The 17,339-nt window shown below is 66.2% G+C and carries 17 protein-coding genes; 7 read left to right on the top strand and 10 right to left on the bottom strand.

Annotated elements, in window-relative coordinates; genetic code table 11:
* Nucleotides 1-42 precede the first annotated feature (42 nt).
* The 3 genes from GNX71_RS00085 (at nucleotide 43) to GNX71_RS00075 (ending at nucleotide 2,812) form a co-directional block, all read left to right on the top strand.
* The gene (locus GNX71_RS00085; RefSeq protein WP_206176385.1) at nucleotides 43-939 is read left to right on the top strand and encodes a pirin family protein; all 897 of its coding nucleotides are present in this window, start codon (nucleotides 43-45) and stop codon (nucleotides 937-939) included.
* Between the two features lie 80 nt (nucleotides 940-1,019).
* Nucleotides 1,020-2,093 carry a flavodoxin family protein gene (locus tag GNX71_RS00080; protein WP_206176384.1) on the top strand — a complete coding sequence of 358 codons (1,074 nt, stop codon included), beginning with the start codon at nucleotides 1,020-1,022 and terminating at the stop codon, nucleotides 2,091-2,093.
* A 152-nt stretch (nucleotides 2,094-2,245) separates the two neighbouring features.
* On the top strand, nucleotides 2,246-2,812 hold the full coding sequence (locus tag GNX71_RS00075; RefSeq protein ID WP_206176382.1) for a Spy/CpxP family protein refolding chaperone: 567 nt from the start codon (nucleotides 2,246-2,248) through the stop codon (nucleotides 2,810-2,812).
* Between the two features lie 95 nt (nucleotides 2,813-2,907).
* Here the strand turns inward: GNX71_RS00075 and GNX71_RS00070 are convergent, their stop codons facing one another.
* Complete coding sequence (locus GNX71_RS00070; protein ID WP_206176381.1) at nucleotides 2,908-3,342, bottom strand: serine/threonine protein kinase; 435 nt, start codon at nucleotides 3,340-3,342, stop codon at nucleotides 2,908-2,910.
* A gap of 232 nt (nucleotides 3,343-3,574) precedes the next feature.
* Between GNX71_RS00070 and GNX71_RS00065 the strand changes: the two genes are divergently transcribed.
* Genes GNX71_RS00065 through GNX71_RS00055 form a run of 3 tightly spaced genes read left to right on the top strand, consistent with a single transcriptional unit; the run spans nucleotide 3,575 to nucleotide 6,606 of the window.
* A complete protein-coding gene (locus GNX71_RS00065; protein ID WP_206176380.1) occupies nucleotides 3,575-4,363 on the top strand; it encodes an endonuclease/exonuclease/phosphatase family protein in 789 nt (262 codons plus the stop codon).
* A 13-nt stretch (nucleotides 4,364-4,376) separates the two neighbouring features.
* On the top strand, nucleotides 4,377-5,639 hold the full coding sequence (gene clsB, locus GNX71_RS00060; protein ID WP_206176379.1) for a cardiolipin synthase ClsB: 1,263 nt from the start codon (nucleotides 4,377-4,379) through the stop codon (nucleotides 5,637-5,639).
* 13 nt (nucleotides 5,640-5,652) lie between these two features.
* Nucleotides 5,653-6,606 carry a lysylphosphatidylglycerol synthase domain-containing protein gene (locus tag GNX71_RS00055; RefSeq protein WP_206176378.1) on the top strand — a complete coding sequence of 318 codons (954 nt, stop codon included), beginning with the start codon at nucleotides 5,653-5,655 and terminating at the stop codon, nucleotides 6,604-6,606.
* 3 nt (nucleotides 6,607-6,609) lie between these two features.
* Here GNX71_RS00055 and GNX71_RS00050 read toward each other — a convergent pair whose 3' ends face one another.
* Nucleotides 6,610-7,185, bottom strand: coding sequence for an acyloxyacyl hydrolase (locus GNX71_RS00050; protein WP_206176377.1), 576 nt, complete (start codon nucleotides 7,183-7,185; stop codon nucleotides 6,610-6,612).
* Nucleotides 7,186-7,385: 200 nt separating this feature from the next.
* On the opposite strand from GNX71_RS00050, the gene GNX71_RS00045 reads away from it, so the two are divergent.
* Nucleotides 7,386-7,883 carry a polyhydroxyalkanoate granule-associated phasin gene (locus GNX71_RS00045; protein ID WP_206176376.1) on the top strand — a complete coding sequence of 166 codons (498 nt, stop codon included), beginning with the start codon at nucleotides 7,386-7,388 and terminating at the stop codon, nucleotides 7,881-7,883.
* Nucleotides 7,884-7,904: 21 nt separating this feature from the next.
* On the opposite strand, the gene GNX71_RS00040 is transcribed toward GNX71_RS00045, so the two are convergent.
* The 8 genes from GNX71_RS00040 to dnaA form a co-directional block, all read right to left on the bottom strand.
* The gene (locus GNX71_RS00040; protein ID WP_206176375.1) at nucleotides 7,905-9,152 is read right to left on the bottom strand and encodes a metallophosphoesterase; all 1,248 of its coding nucleotides are present in this window, start codon (nucleotides 9,150-9,152) and stop codon (nucleotides 7,905-7,907) included.
* Nucleotides 9,153-9,285: 133 nt separating this feature from the next.
* Entirely contained in the window at nucleotides 9,286-9,780 is a 495-nt protein-coding gene (locus GNX71_RS00035; protein WP_206176374.1) for a hypothetical protein, read from the bottom strand.
* A 113-nt stretch (nucleotides 9,781-9,893) separates the two neighbouring features.
* Entirely contained in the window at nucleotides 9,894-10,418 is a 525-nt protein-coding gene (locus GNX71_RS00030) for a hypothetical protein (RefSeq protein ID WP_206176373.1), read from the bottom strand.
* Nucleotides 10,419-10,755: 337 nt separating this feature from the next.
* On the bottom strand, nucleotides 10,756-11,133 hold the full coding sequence (locus GNX71_RS00025; RefSeq protein WP_206176372.1) for a hypothetical protein: 378 nt from the start codon (nucleotides 11,131-11,133) through the stop codon (nucleotides 10,756-10,758).
* A complete protein-coding gene (locus tag GNX71_RS00020; protein ID WP_206176370.1) occupies nucleotides 11,130-11,801 on the bottom strand; it encodes a hypothetical protein in 672 nt (223 codons plus the stop codon). Before GNX71_RS00020 ends, GNX71_RS00025 begins: the two co-directional genes overlap by 4 nt.
* A gap of 97 nt (nucleotides 11,802-11,898) precedes the next feature.
* Nucleotides 11,899-14,520, bottom strand: coding sequence for a DNA topoisomerase (ATP-hydrolyzing) subunit B (gene gyrB / locus GNX71_RS00015; protein ID WP_206176369.1), 2,622 nt, complete (start codon nucleotides 14,518-14,520; stop codon nucleotides 11,899-11,901).
* Between the two features lie 135 nt (nucleotides 14,521-14,655).
* On the bottom strand, nucleotides 14,656-15,762 hold the full coding sequence (gene dnaN / locus GNX71_RS00010; protein WP_206176367.1) for a DNA polymerase III subunit beta: 1,107 nt from the start codon (nucleotides 15,760-15,762) through the stop codon (nucleotides 14,656-14,658).
* 88 nt (nucleotides 15,763-15,850) lie between these two features.
* On the bottom strand, nucleotides 15,851-17,230 hold the full coding sequence (dnaA, locus tag GNX71_RS00005; protein WP_042577248.1) for a chromosomal replication initiator protein DnaA: 1,380 nt from the start codon (nucleotides 17,228-17,230) through the stop codon (nucleotides 15,851-15,853).
* Nucleotides 17,231-17,339 lie beyond the last annotated feature (109 nt).

Raw genomic sequence — 17,339 nt, 5'->3', positions numbered from 1 at the left:
GCTCATCCCCACCGGTGGCGCGGTCAGGGGGTTGGTGACACCATGGGCCGCATGAAGAAAAACGCCAACCACCCCACTGAACCCGTTGTCGCGCCCCGCGGCCTCGACCACATCGTGGCCGGTGTCTCCACCAGCGACGGCGACGGCGTCAAACTCACCCGCGTGCTGCAGCAGCCGCTGCAGAAACGGCTCGATCCGTACCTGATGCTCGACGCCTTCGGCAGCGACAACCCGGGCGACTACATCGGCGGCTTTCCGAACCATCCACACCGGGGCTTCGAAACCGTCACCTACATGATCGCGGGCCGCATGCGACACCGCGACAGCGCGGGCCACGAAGGGCTGCTCGAGAACGGCGGCGTGCAGTGGATGACCGCCGGCCGCGGCCTCGTGCACAGCGAGCTGCCCGAACAGGAAGAGGGCCTCATGGAAGGCTTTCAGCTCTGGCTCAACCTGCCCGCCAAGGACAAGATGCGCGACCCCTGGTACCGCGACATCCAGAGCGAAGAGATCCCCGAATACACCACCGCCGAAGGCGTGCATGTGCGCGTGATCGCCGGCACCAGCCATGGCATCGACGGCGCAGTGCTGCGCGAACACACCGAGCCGCTCTACCTGGACATCACGCTGCCGCCGGGCGCCGAGTTCGCGCAGCCGCTGCCCCCGGACCACAACGTGCTGGTCTACGTGTTCCGCGAATCGCTCTGGATCGCGGGCAGCGAAGTGCCGACGCGCCGCATGGCGATCCTCGCCAACGACGCCGGCAGCGACGGCGTGGTGCTGCGCGCGGGCGCCACCAACCACAGCCCGGCCCGCGCGCTGCTGATCGCGGGCCGGCCGCTGCACGAACCCATCGCGCAATACGGCCCGTTCGTGATGAACACGCAGGAAGAAGTGAAGCAGGCGGTGCACGACTTCCAGAACGGCCAGCTCGGCTGAGCCGCTGTAGTCGCGGACCTACCGAAAGTCGGCATCGCGGTGCAGGCCGCGCCACGGCATGCGGCGCCTAGATTGCGCCCATGCCCCCCACGATCCGCAAAGGACAGGCGCCCGACACGCTGCAACGCGCCCAGTTCCATGACCGCTTCATGCAGCCCTTCCAGGACCCGGCGTTCAAGGCTGAGGCGGGTTCGCTCGAGCGCATCGAGCTGATCGCGTGGGAGGCTTACCAGGAAGGCCGCAAGGCGCCCCTCACGCGCAAGGCCGGGCCCGGGTATGCGGACCCCGACTACGACCTCTCCGTCGACTGGCTCGAAGCCAAGGCGCGCATCGATGCCGCGCAGGCGGCGTGGGGTCAGCCGCAGACGCGTTCGCGCGTGCTGCTGATCAATGGTTCCCCGCGCAACGACGGCACCTGCCCCGGCGAGGTCTCCAAGACATGGCGCCTCGCGGGGCTCGCGCAGGAAGTGCTCGAAGGCAGCGGCATCGAGGCCGACGTGCTCGACCTGAGCCTCGTCACGTCGGAATACGGGCGGCAGATCCATCCCTGCAAGGGTTGCGTGTCCACCGCCATGCCGCTGTGCCATTGGCCCTGCAGCTGCTACCCCAACCATTCGCTGCGCCAGACCGGTGACTGGATGAACGAGATCTACGAGCGCTGGGTCGCCGCGCACGGCGTGATCCTGCTCACGCCCACGCACTGGTACCAGGCCACCAGCCCGTTGAAGCTGATGATCGACCGGCTGGTGTGCGCCGACGGCGGCAACCCCGACCCCACCAGCACGCACGGCAAGAAGCCCGCGGAAGCCAAGGCGCTCGAACTCGAGGGATGGGGCTATCCCAAGCACCTGGACGGCCGCGTCTACGGCGTGGTGGTGCACGGCGACGTGGCCGGTGTCGAGAGCCTGCGACGCAACCTCACCGACTGGCTCGACTGGATGGGCCTGGTCGATGCGGGCACGCAGTCGCGCCTGGACCGCTACATCGGCTACTTCGAGCCCTATGCCACCAGCCATGACACGCTCGACGAAGACGCCGATGTGCAGGAAGAAGTGCGCAACGTGGCGCGCGCCGTCGCCTGTGCGGTGGGCGAGTTGCGCGCCGGCAAGCTGCAGGCACCTGACCGGGGCCTGAAGCGTCCTCGGCCCAAGTAAAAAACCACGCGGACGCGTTGCGCGCGAGGGCGCGATTCACCATTCTTTACGCAAGCTCACTTCAGGCTAACGGAGGCGATACAGAGGTCTTCCACACTTCGCTTCACCTGCTGCCCATCGGTGGCGGGCTTCTTCGAAAGGAAGCACTTCTCATGATTTCTCTTCGCCAACGCATCGTCTGGGCCAGCCTCCTGGGCTCCGCTGCCCTCGCCTCTTCGGGTGCCTTCGCTCAAGCGCCGGCCGCCACCACCGCACCGGCACCTGCCGCCACCGTGGCCCAGGCCGACACCACCGCCGCGCCCAAGGCGCAGCACAAGCGCATGGACCCGGCCCAGCGCATGGAGCGCATGAAGGAGCACCGTGCCAAGCGCCTCGCCGCGCTGAAGGACAAGCTCAAGCTGACCGCCGCGCAGGAAGGCGCGTGGACCACCTACACCACGGCCAACCAGCCGCCGGCCGGTGCCCGTCCACATCGCATGGACCGCGCCGAGTTCGCCAAGCTGACCACGCCCGAGCGCCTGGAACGCATGCAGGCCCGCCAGGCCGAGCGCAGCGCGATGTTCGCCAAGCGCGCCGACGCCACGAAGACCTTCTACGCCGCGCTGACGCCGGAGCAGCAGAAGACCTTCGATGCGGAAACCGTGCACGCTGGCGGCCGTTTCCATCGCGGTCACGGCCACCACGGTGGCCCGCGCGACGCAGCACCCGTCAAGAGCTGAGTCGCCAGTCGCCGGTGACGGCGGCCCGTTAAAAAGCCCGCAGCGCCTTGTGCGCTGCGGGCTTTATTTCTTTCTTGAGTCGGCGCCGTGCCTGCTTACTGCGGCGTACCCGTCTTTTCGGTCGGGTTGGTCGGCACCGCCGGACGCTCGCCCTTCTCGCCGAAGCGCGGCTTCACCTTGCGCGCCTGCTGGCTGACTTCCGCGCGCGACATCTCGCCGGTCGGTTGCGGCATCGCATTGGGCTGGTGGTTGACGGTGGTCGTCGCCTCGCCCTTGGGCACCATGCTGTTGGCGTTGTTGCGGTTCTGCACGCGCGCCTCGGCCTTTACTGCTTCGCGGGAGGCGGGCATCGAGTTGTCGGGGCGCTGCGGCGGATTGGCCACGCCGGCCGGCGTCATCGTGCTGGCCTCGCCGCCTACGGACGGGTCGGGCTGCGCGGGGATGGACGTGGCCTGGGCCATGGCACCGCCGGCCGCGGCCATCAGCACGGCGAGCACCGCACTTCGAAAAATAGCTGTTTGCTGCTTCATGGTGTGTTCCTTTGCTTGTCTCGGATGGTGATGTGAATGGAGAACCTTGGACCGCCTTGTCGCCAGCCCTGAAATCACCGTAGGAGGCCCTCGAAGCGGCCCGTGTCGGGGTGCGGCAGGCCTGCCTGTAGGAGCCGGCCTCCCACGTGCGAAAGGCGCGGAGAACGGCACGGAAGAAGGTGGCGCGTTCCTACAGGCACAGGCCGCATGGCAACGTACAACGCCAGGACCGATGTCTTCCACCTCCCCGATCCCCGCTGCAGCCGCGCCTGCGCCGACCTCGCTCAAGGTCATGACGGTGAACACCCACAAGGGTTTCACCGCGCTCAACCGCAAGTTCATCCTTCCCGAGTTGCGCGATGCCGTGCGCACAGTGGGCGCCGACGTGGTGTTCCTGCAGGAAGTGCTGGGCACGCACTCCCGCCACTCGCGCAAGGTGAGCAATTGGCCGGAGGCGCCGCACTACGAATTCCTCGCCGACACCATGTGGCCGCAGTTCGCCTATGGCCGCAACGCCGTGTATCCGAAGGGGCACCACGGCAACGCGGTGCTGTCCAAGTTTCCGATCGTGCATTTCCGCAACCACGACGTGTCGGTGAGTGGCCCCGAGAAGCGTGGCCTGCTGCACTGCGTGCTGCGCCTGCCGGGCCGCACGGTCGATGTGCATGTGATCTGCGCCCATCTGGGTTTGGCCGAAGCGCACCGTCAGCAGCAGTTGGAGTTACTTTGCCACATCGTGCGCGACGAAGTGCCGGCCGATGCGCCGCTGATCGTCGCCGGCGACTTCAACGACTGGCGCGGCCGCGCGCACGAGGTGCTGGCGCAAGGCGCCGCATTGCGCGAAGTGTTCGTGCATGCCACCGGGCGCGCCGCCAGGACCTTCCCGGCGCGCTTCCCGGTGCTGCCGCTGGACCGCATCTATGTGCGCAACGCCGGCGTCCACGCGCCGGTGGTGCTGCCGCGCAGGCCCTGGTCGCATCTCTCGGACCACGCCCCGCTGGTGGCGGACATCGATCTCTGAAGCGGGCGACACCATGAGCAACGGCAACCATTGGGTCGGCGGGAATCGCATCGAGCTGCTCGAGAACGGCGAGGAGTTCTTTCCGCGCGTGTTCGATGCGATTCGCGCGGCGCAGCGCGAAGTGATCGTCGAGACCTTCATCCTGTTCGAGGACAAGGTGGGCCTTGCGTTGCACGCGGCGCTGCGCGAAGCAGCACAACGCGGCGCGAAGGTCGACCTGATGATCGACGGCTTCGGCTCGCCCGACCTCTCGCGCGAATTCATCGAGGGGCTGACCTCGGTCGGCGTGAAGGTGCGGGTGTTCGACCCCGGCCAGCGTTTCCTGGGGCAGCGGCTGAACGTCTTCCGCCGCATGCACCGCAAGATCGTGGTGGTCGACGGCGAACGCGCGTTCGTGGGCGGCATCAACTACTCGGCCGACCACCTGCTCGACTTCGGCCCCAAGGCCAAGCAGGACTATGCGGTGGAACTCGCCGGTCCGATCGTGGCGGAGATCCACCAGTTCGTGCTGCGTGCCATCGCCGTCGGCGGCAAGGGCGCGGGGTGGTTCCGCCGCCGGCTCAAGCAGGCGCCGCCGGTGCGCGAGAACGCGGCCGGCGAAGCCGACGCAATCTTCGTGACGCGCGACAACCGCCGCCACACCAACGACATCGAGCGCCACTACCGCGCCGCGATCCGCTCGGCGCGCGAGCGCATCGTGATCGCCAACGCGTATTTCTTTCCGGGCTACCGGCTCATCAAGGAACTGCGGCGCGCGGCGCGCCGTGGCGTGGACGTGCGGCTCATCCTGCAGGGCGAGCCCGACATGCCGATCGTGAAGACCGCGGCAAGCATGCTGTACCACCACCTGCTGCACGCGGGCGTTCGCATCTACGAGTACTGCGACCGTCCGCTGCACGGCAAGGTCGCGCTGATGGACGACCGCTGGAGCACGGTGGGCTCGAGCAACCTCGATCCGCTGAGCCTGTCGCTCAACCTCGAAGCCAACGTGGTCGTGCGCGACAAGGCCTTCAACGAGGTGCTGTGGCAGCGCATGGAACAGCTCATGCAGCACAGCTGCAAGCAGATCGACACGGCCGACCTCGCGAGCGAATGGAGCGGGTGGCGGTTGGTGCGCAGCTTCTTCATCTTCCACTTCCTGCGCTGGTATCCCGCGTGGCTGGACCGCCTGCCGCGCCATGTGCCGCGCCTGACGCCCGCCGAGGCGACCGATCTGGCCGAACGGCAGAAGAACAACGAGCACGCCGGCGGTGCCACGCCGACGGAAGCGGCATGAGGCCCATGAACCGATGACCACGATGGCCCTCGCTCGCCAATCCTGGTGGCCCTGGGCCCGCCGGGTGGTCGTGTGGGGCTTCTTCGGGCTCGTCGTCTGGCTGCTGGTGAACCAGGCGCGCGCCATCGACTGGGGCGAGGTGCTCGAGGCGATTCGCGCGCTGCCCGCGATCACGCTCCTGGCGGCCGGCGCGCTGGCCGCATGCAGCTTCGCGCTCTACAGCACCTATGACCTGCTCGGCCGGCATCTCACGAAGCACAAGCTCGGCGCCGGCTCCGTGATGGGCGTGACCTTCATCAGCTACGCCTTCAACCTGAACTTCGGCTCGCTGGTCGGCGGCGTGGCCTTTCGCTACCGGCTCTATTCGCGCCTGGGCCTGGGCAACGAGACCATCACCCGCGTGCTGGGCTTCAGCATGCTGACCAACTGGCTCGGCTACCTGGTGGTGGCCGGCGCGGCCTTCTCTTTCTGGCCGATGACGCTGCCGCCCGAATGGAAGATCGGCAGCGAGGGCCTGCGCGTGCTCGGCGCGGTGCTGCTGGCGGTGTCGGCAGGCTACCTGGCGTTGTGCGCTTTCTCGGCCGGACGCGTCTGGCGCGTGCGCGGCCATGCGTTCAAGACACCGGGGCTCGCGATGGCGCTGCTGCAGCTGGCGATGTCGTGCCTCAACTGGTCGCTGATGGGCGGCGTGATCTGGCTGCTGCTGCAGGGCCAGGTCGGCTATCCGCATGTGCTCGCGGTGCTGCTGGTGGCGGCGGTGGCCGGTGTCGTCACGCATGTGCCGGCGGGGCTCGGCGTGCTCGAGGCGGTGTTCGTCGCGCTGCTGTCGTACCAGGTGCCCGAAGCCACGCTGCTCGGGGCGCTGCTGGCTTACCGGGGGCTCTACTACCTGCTGCCGCTGGCGGTTGCGCTGGGCGCCTACCTGGTCATGGAGATGCGCGTGCGCCGCCGTCGTCGTCTGGCCTAGCTTTCAGAAGTGGTAGGTGTAGCGCAGCCGCAGGAACGTCTCGCCCGGGTTGGGCTTCTTGATGCCACCGTTCGAGACATGCTGCACCCGCAGCGAGACCTCGTGCGCCCCGTTGTCACCGAAGCTGCGCCCGATGCCGAGCACCTCGGTGAACTGGAAGGCCGTGCTGAAGCTGCGATCGGGCGTGCGGTAGACGTGGTCCATCAAGGTCGCGCCGACGCCACCTTCGGCGAACCAGGGCGATGCGCCGTCGCCGAAGCGGTAGCGCAAGGTGTAGATCGCGCCGATCTGGACGAAATTGCGCGGGCCGTCGTCGAGGGGGCGCGCATGCCAGTTGCTTATGTAGAAGTCGAGGTACGAGGAGAACGGGCTGCCTTGTGGCCTTTCGCTGAACGACCACGGCACCGTCATGCCGACGCTGACCGAGTTGGTGTCGCCCTTTTCCCCGTGCCGTGCGTGACCGCCGTCGATGTAGATGCCGCGGGTGTCGTCGCCAGAAGCATGGGCCGCCGTGCCGAGCAAGCCGAGAAGGCTTGCGAACACGGCGGCACGCAGGGGCGTGCAAGAACTTTTTTTCATGTTGTGAGCGCTCGATGCGGATGATGAGAGAAAGTCCAAATATTTACTTTCTCCAGCGTCCGGCGCGGGCGCAGCACGTAATTTCCACATCCAAAGGTAGGACTTGTTCAACAAGAATGCAGATTGGTATTGCTGCGCTGCAGCAATCGAAACGGTCGAGGCCTATAGTGGGTTCTCCTCCCCCCACGCATCGGCCCCATATGTCATCTCTCAGTACCACCGCCCGTCTGGCCAATCCGCTCATGCAGTGGCTCGACCTGGCCCTCAAGACCAACGAGATGCTGCTGTCCTCCGGCTCGGTGATCCGCATGCGGACCGAGCGCATCGCCAGGGCCGGGCTCACGCCCAGCGCGGCCGACCTCGCGGAGTTCCAGCTCATGGGGCACGAGAAGCTCGCCGCGGCCAGCGAATCGGGCATGGCGATGGTCAAGCAGTGGCACAGCAGCCATTTCTCGCTGGCCAACAAAGCGCTGCAGCAATGGCTTCAGGGTACGACGGCCTTCTTCTCGATGGCCGGCAGCGTCACCCCCGCGCAGGCGGCCGCGCGCAGCGATGCCTTCGTGCAGACCGCGACCCGCACGGCGAGCACGGCCAGCCAGCTCTCCGGCATTGCCGCCCGCATCGCCCGCGAAGGGCTCAAGCCCATCCACGCCGCGGCCACGTCGAACGCGCGGCGGCTGGCCCAGCTGCAATCCTGACGGGAGAGAAGCGCGGCGCCTTCAGGGCCGCGCGGGCACCAGCGTCAGCAGCGTGATTTCCGAAGGCGCGCCAAAGCGCTTCGGCGGGCCCCAGTAGCCGGTGCCCCGGCTCACATAGATCCACATGTCGTGCAGCCGGTGCAGGCCCGCCGTGAAGGGCTGCTGCATCGGCACGAACAGGTTCCACGGAAAGAACTGGCCGCCATGCGTGTGGCCCGACAGCTGCAGCTGGTAGCCCGCCGCGGCCGCCACCGTCGCGCTGCGCGGCTGGTGCGCCAGCAGCACGCGCGTGTGCACCAGCGGCGGCGCATCGAACAGCGCCAGGTGCGGATCGCTCGCATGCGCCGCGTCGAAGTGCCCGGCGGTGAAGTCGGTCACGCCGGCCAGCACCAATGCGCTTTCGAACAGTTCTTCATCGGTCTGCGCGCCGCGCACATTGCGCGTCTGCAGCACCACATGCTCGTTGAGCAGCACCTTCAGCCCGAGCCGGCGCAGCTCGTCGATCCACGCATGCGCGCCCGCGTAGTACTCGTGGTTGCCCGTGACCACGAAGGTGCCGTGGCGCGCGCGCAGCCCCGCCAGCGGCGCGATGTGTTCGCGCAGTTCGGGCACCGTGCCGTCCACGAGGTCGCCGGTGATCGCGATCGCGTCGGCGCCGAGCCGGTTCACCGCGTCGACGATGCGCTGGATGTAGGCGCTGCGGATCGTCGGCCCGACGTGGATGTCGCTGAGCTGCGCGATCGTGAAGCCCTCGAGCGCCGACGGCAGCCCGCGGATCGGCACCTCGACGCGCTTCACGCTCGCCGTGCGGCGCGCGTTGATGAAGCCGACAAGCGATGTACCCGTGGCCATTGCCAGCACCGCCAGCGCGCTCCACGGCAAGAGCGCATTCCAGCGCACCTGCACAAAGCCCAGCGCGCCCGCCAGCCAGGTGAGCAGCAGGCCGGCGTCGCGCACCAGCGTCAGCACGAACATCGACGAGAACCAGCCCATGCTGATCAGCCCGACCCACTTGAGCACCTCGCCCACCGAGGCGTTCGCCGAGATGCGGCGCGAGACAAAAGGCAGCGGGATCGTGAGCGCCGACACCACCAGCAACACCAGCGCCAGCGGCCACACGGGCGTGAGCATGGCCAGCGCCGGCACGAGGCGCAGCGCTATGTAGATGTGCAGCAGCGCGGTGAGGGCGCTCAGGGGGCGGATCGGCATCGGGGCAATGGGTTCGGGCACTGCCCGGGATACACCACCTGCAAGGCGCATGCCGTGCATTCAAGGCACCCGAGGGTGCCACATTCGCTATTTTTTCTATAGCGCACGACGCCCGGATAGCGGGCGCCGTGGCTTGACGAACGTCAGAAGTTCGCGGTCGCTGCGAGCGGCGCCGACCACCGGCGGCGCCGCGTCACTGCACCGTGCGCGTGCCCGCCGAGGCCATGTCGGTGCCCGCCGGCCATTCGAAGATGGCCTTGGCCGATGCGCCGTGCGGCACCGTCACCGACTGCTTGAGCGTCTGGCTGCCGATGCGCGCCTCGACTTCGTAGGTGCCCGGTTCCAGCCGCGCCACCATGAACGGGCCGCCCGACACCACGTTGTCGAGCAGCGCGGTGCCGCTGCCGTCGCGCACCGTGACGTGCACGCCGGCGGCGAAGTCGGCGCTGCCCTTGTGGTCCTTGACCGCGAATTCGAAGGTGGCGGGCCAGCGCGGCGACACCGTCTCCATCAATTGCGCTTCATCGCTGCCGATGCCGCCGCTCATGTATTCGACGCCGTGCGCCATGTAGATCGGCGGATTCACCGTCGCGTGCGCCGACGACAGCGCCCCCAGCAGCACGGCGCCGCACAACATGAAGGCCGCCAGCGGCCGCGTGCTCGAGGAAGAAGAAAAACGGGAGGTCATGGTCTTGAATCCTTTCCAGGTCGTGATGGCGAAAGCCACGCCGCCAATGTGCGGCGCTCGACTTAGAAAAGGCTGACCACTGGCCGCGAATGCGGCCGTGATGCGAGGCTCGCTCAGCGGGCCGCGGAGGTCTGCGCCAGCGCCTGCGTCTGCGGCATCGGCGGCGTGACCGAGGCCATGTCGAAGTTCGACGGCCAGAGGAACGACGCGCGCGCCGGCGAACCGGCAATCACGATCAGCGACTGCGTGAGCGTGAGCCCGCCCAGCGTGACGTTCACGTCGTAGGCACCCGGGTTGAGGCGCGCGAGCATGTAGGGCGCCTGCGTCTCCACGTCCATCACCGCCTGGCCGGTGTATTTCTGGCGGATCTGGACCGAGGCCTTGGCCGGGAAGCCGAGAAGCTGCGCGCCCTTGCCGTCGCTCACGCCCAGCTCGATCGTCGCGGCCCAGCGCGGCGCCACCATTTCCATGAAGTCGGCCTCGCCCTTGGCTGCGCCGCCGCACATGTACTCGATGCCCTGCGCCACCTGGATGGGCGGGTTCGAGAAAGCGTGGGCCGGCAAAACGGCGCCGAGGAATGCCGCTGTACCGCCCAGTACCAAAGCGGCCAGGGGCCGCCGGAGACGCATAGGGTTCATTGCTTGTTGTCCTCGATCTTGCATGACGTGAAATCCGTCGAGGATTTTGCTTAGCAAGAGTCGGGCTAGATATAGCGTTTACGAGGAACGATCCTCGAAACAGAGTTGAACGCTATTGTTTTAATAGCTGATGACGGCTGTGTGACGGGCGTCGCGGCCGGTTTCGGACGCCGACTTCACGGAAACCCTGAGACGCAACGTTTTTGGGGGCTGAGCCACGCGGGTGCATGGCCTGCACCTCGAAGTCCGGCCTCCTGTGGTGCGCGTCGGTGCGTCTCGCCTGCTGCATTCCCGGCCTCGAGGCTCACCCGATCGGCGGGCCGCAGAGGCCTGCCCTTTACCGGGCTGGCTGATCGGAACCCTTGAGAAGGCTGACGCACTCCCGATGGAGTTCCTCCGGCGTCATCTTCGCCACGGACACCTCGGTTTTGCGCAAGATGTCCGCGAACCTGGCGTCTGCCTTCACGCGAGCGATGGTCTCCTCATCGTTCCGGAACATCGCCGAAAGTGCGGCCGAATAGCGTTCAGCGTTGGATGGGTCGGACTTCGCGCATGCGTTCGAGAAAGAAACCAACATGGTGTACATCATGGTGGCGTATTCGATCGGCACCTCGCACCGGGCCTCCGGTGGGCATTGCGTCATCGCGGGGCATGCGGCCCCGGCCATCATCGCGGCCAAGGCGAACACCAGGCGGGCGGGCCAAAGGGCGGTCATTGGCGATCGCGCGGATTCTCCGCTTCCTCGCGCAGACGCTCGGCCTCTCGCGCCAGCCCGGCCGTCTCGACGATCTGCCGTATCGAGAGCGATCCGGTCAATTCGACTTCGCCGGCCAGGACACTCTGCAGCGCTTCCTGCCCCTTGTGCCCCGCGAGCCAGGCAGAGGCCGAGGTGATCGATCCGCCGCCGAACCTGGCTTGCAGTGCCTTTGCCGCCGCGCGACTGACCTCGACAAATGCCTCATGGTTCGTTGCGGTCGAGGCCCGGCGAACGACCAGGCAGAACGCCTCCAGCTTTTCGGTTTCGGTGCGCAATCGGCGAGCCCTGGCTTCGCTGGGGGCGATATGCCCAAGAAGCGCCGGTTCGAGTGCATCGGTGAACACCTGGATCTCGCGACCCTCTTCCCATGTGGAATCGCTGCGCGTCACCACTTCGACGCGGCGGTGGCGAATCCTGGTGGATCGCTCGGCGGCCGCATGCGCTTCGCCGGCCTGTGCCGGATGCCACACGAGAAGCGGTGAATGGGTCGTGCCATGGACGGCCCACCGGCCGGCGATGTTGAGACAGCGCAGGTAGCTGTCTTGCGATCCACCGTGCTGCCCGGATTCCAGCGACGTCGACCGATGATCCGCGAGGGAAAGGAGCAGGTACGGCGTAGACGGCATGGGCGCAGGCACTTTCAGATGAAGTGCCAATTGTCCCTGCAGGCCAACGTACAGATGCTGCTGCCGAAGGCCGGCGCGAAGACCGACACCTGCAACTTCAAACGTCGATATTCGCCGCCCGCAGCGCGTTCTGCTCAATGAACTCCCGCCGCGGCTCCACCTCGTCCCCCATCAGCATCGTGAACACGCGATCCGCTTCGATCGCGTCGTCGATCTGCACGCGCAAGAGGCGGCGCACGGTCGGGTCCATGGTGGTTTCCCACAGCTGCTCGGGGTTCATCTCGCCCAGGCCCTTGTAGCGCTGGCGCGAGGTGGCGCGTTCGGCTTCGCTGATCAGCCACTTCATGGCCTGGCGGAAGTCGTCGACCTTTTCTTCCTTGGCGCGCTCGCCCTCACCGCGCTTGACCAGCGCGCCTTCGGTGCTCAGGAGGCCGCGGAAGGTGTTGGCCGCTTCGGCCAGCGCCGCGTAGTCGGCGCCGTGCACGAAGTCCTGCGTGAGCACGCTGCTCTTGATGTTGCCGTGGTGGCGGCGGCTGATGCGCAAGAGCGGCTTGTCGGTGCGGGCGTCGAATTCGCTGCTCACCTCGGCCGGGATGCCCGTCGTGTTGAGCTCGCGCAGCTTGGCCTGCAGCGCCACGGCCGAGGCTTCGGCGGCGGGCGTGGTGTCCAGGTCGAGCGCCACGCCGTCGGCGATGGCGCGCAGGGCCTCGGCGTCCATGAAGTTGCGCAGGCGCGCAATCACGGCCTCGGCCACCTGGTGCTTGCGCGCCAGTTCGCCCAGGGTGTCGCCCGAGAGTGTGGTGGAGCCGGCGCCGCCGGTCTCGATGCGCGCGTCCTTCAGCGCCACCTTGAGCAGGAAGGCATCGAGCGCGGGGCCGTCCTTCAGGTACTGCTCTTCCTTGCCGACCTTCACCTTGTAGAGCGGCGGCTGCGCGATGTAGATGTGGCCGCGCTCGACCAGCTCCGGCATCTGCCGGTAGAAGAAGGTGAGCAGCAGCGTGCGGATGTGGGCGCCGTCGACGTCGGCGTCGGTCATGATGATGATGCGGTGGTAACGCAGCTTGGCGACGTTGAAGTCGTCCGCACCGCCGCCCGAGGTCGTCGCGCCCGCGCGGCCGATGCCGGTGCCCAGCGCCGTGATCATCGTGAGAATTTCATTGCTGGTGAGCAGCTTCTCGTAGCGTGCCTTCTCCACGTTCAGGATCTTGCCGCGCAGCGGCAGGATGGCCTGGAACTTCCGGTCGCGGCCCTGCTTGGCGGAGCCGCCGGCGGAGTCGCCCTCCACCAGGTAGACCTCGCACAAGGCGGGATCCTTCTCTTGGCAGTCGGCCAGCTTGCCGGGCAGGCCCATGCCGTCGAGCACGCCCTTGCGGCGCGTCATTTCGCGGGCCTTGCGGGCGGCTTCGCGGGCACGGGCGGCCTCGACGATCTTGCCGCAGATGATCTTGGCGTCGTTCGGACGCTCCTGCAGGTAGTCGGTCAGCAGGCGGCCGACGATGTCTTCCACCGGCGCGCGCACTTCGCTGGAGACCAGCTTGTCCTTGGTCTGGCTGGAGAACTTGGGCTCTGGCACCTTCACGCTCAGCACGCAGCACAGGCCTTCGCGCATGTCGTCGCCGGTGACCTCGACCTTCGCCTTTTTCGCGAATTCGTTCTCTTCGATGTACTTGTTGATGACCCGGGTCATCGCGGCGCGCAGGCCGGTGAGGTGGGTGCCGCCGTCACGCTGCGGGATGTTGTTGGTGAAGCACAGCACCTGCTCGTTGTAGCCGCTGTTCCACTGCATCGCCACTTCCACGCCGATGTGCGTGCCGGGGATGCCGCCGTAGGTGTCGGCCGGCTTCTCGCCCGCTGCATAGAACGAGTTCGGATGCAGGACGGTCTTGCCCTTGTTGATGAATTCCACGAAGCCGCGCACGCCGCCGGCACCCGAGAAGTCGTCTTCCTTGCCGGTGCGCTCATCCAGGAGGCGGATGCGCACGCCGTTGTTCAGGAAGCTCAGCTCGCGCAGGCGCTTGGAGAGGATCTCGTAGTGGAAATCGTTGTTTTCCTTGAAGATTTCCGTGTCGGGCAGGAAGTGCACTTCGGTGCCGCGCTTGTCGGTGTCGCCGATGATCTTCATGGGCGAGACCTCGAAGCCGTTCACCGTCTCCAAGAGGCGGTTCTGCACGAAGCCGCGGCTGAATTCGAGCTCGTGGATCTTGCCTTCGCGGCGCACGATCAGGCGCAGCTTCACGCTCAGCGCGTTCACGCAGGACACGCCCACGCCGTGCAGGCCGCCCGAGACCTTGTAGCTGTTCTGGTTGAACTTGCCGCCGGCGTGCAGCTCGGTGAGCGCGATTTCGGCGGCCGAGCGCTTGGGCTCGTGCTTGTCGTCCATCTTCACGCCGGTCGGGATGCCGCGGCCGTTGTCGGTGACGGAGATGGAGTTGTCGCTGTGGATCGTGACGACGATGTCGTCGCAATGGCCCGCGAGCGCTTCGTCGATGGAGTTGTCCACCACTTCGAACACCAGGTGGTGCAGGCCCGTGCCGTCGGAGGTGTCGCCGATGTACATGCCGGGGCGCTTGCGCACGGCTTCAAGCCCTTCCAGGATCGTGATCGCGCCTTCACCGTAGCTGGTGTCGGCCAGGATGACCTCGGGCGCGACCACCTGGACTTCAGGCGTGTAGACCGGCTCGGTGTGCGGGACTTCGGGCTTGTTTTCTTCTGCACTCATTCGATATTCCTCTATCTCTCTCACGGCATTGACGTGATTTTTCGGGCTCTCAAGAACTCAATTCGCCGCCTCTTGAAAGCGCAAACCCGCGGAGGGCCGCGGGTTGTCTGCGCAAGGCGCTTTGTTGTCTGTCTGCTAGATACGCATCGGCATCACGACGTACTTGAAAGATGCGTTCTCGGGGATGGTTAACAAGGCCGAGCTGTTGGAGTCGGCAAGGTCCAGCTTGACCATGTCCTGGTCCATGTTCGACAGAGCGTCGATCAGGTAGGTGACGTTGAAGCCGATTTCGATGGCGTCGCCGCCGTAGTCGATGTCGAGCTCGTCCTGGGCTTCTTCCTGCTCGGCATTGTTCGATGCAATGCGCAGCGTGCCCGGCTCGATGTTCAGGCGCACGCCCTTGAACTTTTCGCTGGTCAGGATGGCGGTGCGCTGCAGGCTGGCCAGCAGCGGCGCGCGGCCGAGCGTGACGGTGTTCTTGTGGTTCTTCGGAATCACGCGGTTGTAGTCGGGGAACTTGCCTTCGACCAGCTTGGTGACGAACTCCATGCCGCCGAAGCTGAACTTGGCCTGGTTGTTCGCGAACTGCATTTCGATGGCGCCTTCGGCGTCGGACAGCAGGCGCTGCATCTCGAGCACGGTCTTGCGCGGCAGGATCACTTCCTGGCGCGGCACTTCCACGTCGAGCGTGGCCGAGGAGAACGCCAGGCGGTGGCCGTCGGTGGCCACCAGGCTCAGCTGCTTGCCTTCGGCGACGAACAGGATGCCGTTGAGGTAGTAGCGGATGTCGTGCACGGCCATCGCGAACGAAACCTGCGAGAGCAGGTCTTTCAGCGTCTTTTGCGGCACGCTGAACACCGGGCCGAAATTGGCGGCTTCCTGTACCAGCGGAAAGTCTTCGGCGGGCAGCGACTGCAGCGTGAAGCGGCTCTTGCCGCCCTTGAGCACCAGCTTGCTCGCGCTCGACTCCAGGCTCACGGTCTGATCGGCCGGCATGGTGCGCAGGATGTCGATGAGCTTGCGCGCGCCGATGGTGGTGGTGAAGTTGCCTTCGTCGCCGCCGAGCTCGGCGGTGGTGCGGATCTGGATCTCGAGGTCGCTGGTGGTCAACTGGAGCTGGCCGCCGGTCTTGCGGATCAGCACGTTCGCCAGGATCGGCAGGGTGTGACGCCGCTCCACGATGCCCGCCACCGACTGCAGCGCAGCAAGAACCTTGTCTTGGGTTGCCTTCAAAACGATCATGTCTTCTTCCTCTTCTCTATCTCTTTGAATCAGCTTGTAAGACGCCATTCTCCGCTGTCGCGAGGGGCATTCCTGATGACATCCGGCTTCAGCCCTTGAGCGTCTGTTCGAGGACGTGCAGCTGCTGGTTGAGCTCGGTGAGCTGCTGGCGCTCGCCCGAGATCTTGCGCACCGCATGCAGCACCGTCGTGTGGTCGCGCCCGCCGAACAGCTCGCCGATTTCCGGCAGGCTCTTCTGGGTGAGCTCCTTGGCCAGGTACATCGCGATCTGCCGCGGCCGCGCAATGCTGGCCGGGCGTTTCTTGCTGTACATGTCGGCGACCTTGATCTTGTAGTAGTCGGCCACCGTCTTCTGGATATTCTCGACCGAGATCTGGCGATTCTGGATCGACAGCAGGTCGCGCAGCGCCTCGCGCGCCAGGGCGATCGAGATCTCCTTCTGGTTGAAGCGCGAGTAAGCCAGGATCTTGCGCAGCGCCCCTTCGAGCTCGCGCACGTTGGAGCGCACGTTCTTGGCGACGAAGAAGGCCACTTCTTCCGGCATTTCGGCCGATTCGGCGCGCGCCTTGTTGATAAGAATGGCCACGCGCATCTCGAGCTCCGGCGGCTCGATCGCCACCGTGAGGCCCGAATCGAAGCGCGAAACCAGCCGCTCGTGGATGTCGGCCAGGCCCTTGGGATAGGTGTCGCTGGTCATCACGATGTGCGACTTCTTGGCGAGCAGGGCCTCGAACGCGTTGAAGAATTCTTCCTGCGTCCGGTCCTTGTTGGCGAAGAACTGCACATCGTCGATCAGCAACAGGTCGAGCGAGTGATACCGCTCCTTGAACTCATCGAAAGTCTTGCGCTGATAGGCCTTGACCACATCCGACACGAATTGCTCGGCGTGGATGTAGAGAACTTTGGAATCGGGGCGGTCGGCCAGGAGCCGGTTACCCACAGCGTGCATCAGGTGGGTCTTGCCCAGGCCGACGCCGCCGTAGATGAAAAGCGGGTTGTACAGATGGCCCGGCATGCCGGCCACGTGCATGGCCGCGGCGCGCGCCATGCGGTTGGCCGTGCCTTCGACCAGGGTGTCGAAAGTGAGGCCCGAATTGAGGCGATTCTTGAAACCGGCAGCGGCCGGCTCCTCGCCCGGACCGGCCACGTCGCGCGGCACATCGGTCTCGGTCATCACGGCCACAGGTGCAGAGCGTACGGGCGCTTCACGAGGAGCAAGCGCTAACTCGACGGCCACCGGCTGGCCGTACATCTTCTCGGCCATGGCGGCGATCTTGCCGGCGTACTGGGCCCGGATCCAGTCGAGCTTGAAGCGGTTGGCCACGAACACCGTCATGCGCGACAGGTCGTCGGCGACCTGTGCGGTCAGGGGCTTGATCCAGGTGTTGAACTGCTGCTCGGACAGCTCCTGCGCGAGCTGGTCGACGCAGGCCTGCCAGAGGCTTTCGCCGATGCCGTCAGTCGACATGGGCGCTTTGAAAAGTGGTGAATCCCTCGGGCATTTCTTGGTATAGGTATTGTGGATATTCTCTGCTGGAAGGCGCCGGGCATTCTAACTTGTCAAAACCTTATCCACA

Source organism: Variovorax sp. RKNM96, from assembly GCF_017161115.1.
Lineage (GTDB): Bacteria > Pseudomonadota > Gammaproteobacteria > Burkholderiales > Burkholderiaceae_C > Variovorax.
Note: the sequence above shows the minus strand (reverse complement) of the source record. Positions and strands in the feature narration are given on the sequence as shown.

Coding starts and splice junctions, on each gene's coding strand:
- GNX71_RS00085 (WP_206176385.1), top strand. CDS start 43: ATGGGCCGCATGAAGAAAAACGCCAACCACCCCACTGAACCCGTTGTC.
- clsB (WP_206176379.1), top strand. CDS start 4,377: ATGAGCAACGGCAACCATTGGGTCGGCGGGAATCGCATCGAGCTGCTC.
- gyrB (WP_206176369.1), bottom strand. CDS start 14,520: ATGAGTGCAGAAGAAAACAAGCCCGAAGTCCCGCACACCGAGCCGGTC.
- GNX71_RS00040 (WP_206176375.1), bottom strand. CDS start 9,152: ATGCACGGCATGCGCCTTGCAGGTGGTGTATCCCGGGCAGTGCCCGAA.
- dnaA (WP_042577248.1), bottom strand. CDS start 17,230: ATGTCGACTGACGGCATCGGCGAAAGCCTCTGGCAGGCCTGCGTCGAC.
- GNX71_RS00055 (WP_206176378.1), top strand. CDS start 5,653: ATGACCACGATGGCCCTCGCTCGCCAATCCTGGTGGCCCTGGGCCCGC.
- GNX71_RS00050 (WP_206176377.1), bottom strand. CDS start 7,185: ATGAAAAAAAGTTCTTGCACGCCCCTGCGTGCCGCCGTGTTCGCAAGC.
- GNX71_RS00020 (WP_206176370.1), bottom strand. CDS start 11,801: ATGCCGTCTACGCCGTACCTGCTCCTTTCCCTCGCGGATCATCGGTCG.
- GNX71_RS00030 (WP_206176373.1), bottom strand. CDS start 10,418: ATGAACCCTATGCGTCTCCGGCGGCCCCTGGCCGCTTTGGTACTGGGC.
- GNX71_RS00080 (WP_206176384.1), top strand. CDS start 1,020: ATGCCCCCCACGATCCGCAAAGGACAGGCGCCCGACACGCTGCAACGC.
- GNX71_RS00025 (WP_206176372.1), bottom strand. CDS start 11,133: ATGACCGCCCTTTGGCCCGCCCGCCTGGTGTTCGCCTTGGCCGCGATG.
- GNX71_RS00075 (WP_206176382.1), top strand. CDS start 2,246: ATGATTTCTCTTCGCCAACGCATCGTCTGGGCCAGCCTCCTGGGCTCC.
- GNX71_RS00035 (WP_206176374.1), bottom strand. CDS start 9,780: ATGACCTCCCGTTTTTCTTCTTCCTCGAGCACGCGGCCGCTGGCGGCC.
- GNX71_RS00070 (WP_206176381.1), bottom strand. CDS start 3,342: ATGAAGCAGCAAACAGCTATTTTTCGAAGTGCGGTGCTCGCCGTGCTG.
- GNX71_RS00045 (WP_206176376.1), top strand. CDS start 7,386: ATGTCATCTCTCAGTACCACCGCCCGTCTGGCCAATCCGCTCATGCAG.
- dnaN (WP_206176367.1), bottom strand. CDS start 15,762: ATGATCGTTTTGAAGGCAACCCAAGACAAGGTTCTTGCTGCGCTGCAG.
- GNX71_RS00065 (WP_206176380.1), top strand. CDS start 3,575: ATGTCTTCCACCTCCCCGATCCCCGCTGCAGCCGCGCCTGCGCCGACC.